Origin of the sequence: Mesorhizobium sp. M7D.F.Ca.US.004.01.2.1, assembly GCF_003997785.1 — a bacterium.
In the GTDB taxonomy this organism is placed as follows: Bacteria; Pseudomonadota; Alphaproteobacteria; order Rhizobiales; family Rhizobiaceae; genus Mesorhizobium; species Mesorhizobium loti.
In genome coordinates this window covers 1-1,352 of sequence record NZ_RZRQ01000646.1, presented here as the reverse complement: position 1 = coordinate 1,352, position 1,352 = coordinate 1, and the positions used below count along the sequence as shown (strand labels likewise).

2 protein-coding genes are annotated in these 1,352 nt (G+C 62.0%); one reads left to right on the top strand and one right to left on the bottom strand.

Annotation, left to right across the window (positions count from 1 at the left end):
* Positions 1–133: GTP-binding protein (locus tag EN993_RS35815; protein WP_245261238.1), on the bottom strand; the 133-nt coding region annotated here is incomplete at its 3' end.
* Positions 134–426: 293 nt separating this feature from the next.
* On the opposite strand from EN993_RS35815, the gene EN993_RS35810 reads away from it, so the two are divergent.
* Positions 427–1,314 (top strand): DMT family transporter, encoded by an 888-nt coding sequence (locus tag EN993_RS35810; protein ID WP_127266242.1) that lies wholly within the window; start codon positions 427–429, stop codon positions 1,312–1,314.
* Positions 1,315–1,352: the final 38 nt, after the last annotated feature.

Sequence of the window (1,352 nt, the reverse complement as noted above, 5' to 3'; positions counted from 1 at the left end):
TCTGGTCGTAGCGCTTGTATTCGCCAAAATACTTGGTGATCGCCGCCGTCAGCGACGTCTTGCCATGGTCGACGTGGCCAATCGTGCCGATGTTCACGTGAGGCTTGTTACGCTCGAATTTACCTTTTGCCATAGTCTCTTTCCTTGGACGGCCTGGACCTTCAGTTCAGTCGAATGCGGGGCGATTAGCGACAAAGGCCAAAAAACACAAGCGTCTTTTGGCTGGGTGCCGTGTCACTCAGTCCGAACCATCGATCCGATTGCGGGGATGTGGCGCTGATATAGGAAGGCCGGAGACGAAATGAAATGGGTGACAGACCGATGCATCGAAGCCGCGATAGCGCGGCCTTGCTTGCCCGCCCTGTCTGATTCAAGGCCAGGCCATGGCCCATTGCGGTCGTAACCGGGGTCTGATGTTGTGACCGAATGCATTTCATCCCTGCCTCCATCCGCGGCCCGCTGTTCATGATCGTCTCGACGGGGTCGTATCTCGTCAACGACACGATGATGAAGCTCGCGACGGCGGGCTTGCCGCCCTATGAAGTGCTGTTTCTGCGCGGCGTGGCGGCAGCACTCTGGGGCTTCCCGCTGTTGTTCGCGCTGGGCTACGGCAAGCAGATCCCGCTGATCTTCGACAAGCGCGTGCTGCACAGGAACCTGCTCGAGATGGCAGCGATCCTTTGCTATGTCGTGGCGCTCGCCAACATGCAGATCGCGGATTCCACCGCGCTCGGACAGATCACGCCGCTCTTGATGCTGGTCGGCTCCTCGATCCTGTTTGGCGAGCGGATCGGAGGCCAGCGCATGGCGCTGATCGGGCTTGGCTTCATCGGCGCGCTGATGGTGGCGCAGCCGACCATGCAAGGCATTTCGGTCTACGCGCTGCTGGCGCTCGGCAACGCCGCGCTTGCGGCGGCGCGCGACCTTGCCGGCAGACGGGTCGCGGCCGAAGTGCCGGGCATGATCGTGGCGATTTCCGCCGTCGTGGTGGTGCTGATCGGCGCCGGTGCCGCGCATCTGGTTTCCGAGCGCTGGGTCGTGCCCGGGACGCATCACCTGCTGCTGATGGCCGGCGCTGGATTTTTCCTGATCTTCGGCCACTTCTTCATCTTCATGGCCTATCGCGTCGGGCCGACCAGCGCCGTGGCACCGTTCTACTATTGCTTCACCGTCTGGGCGGTCATTTCAGGCCTGCTGGTGTTCGGGCAATTCCCCAACACGCTGGCGGTCTGCGGTATCCTGCTGGTTGTCGGCAGCGGGCTGACCATCGTGTCGTTGGATCAGCGCCAGCGCCGGCTGGCCGTCGTCGCATAGCCTCACCACCCAAGCAGGCGCTCACGCACGAGTTGTTG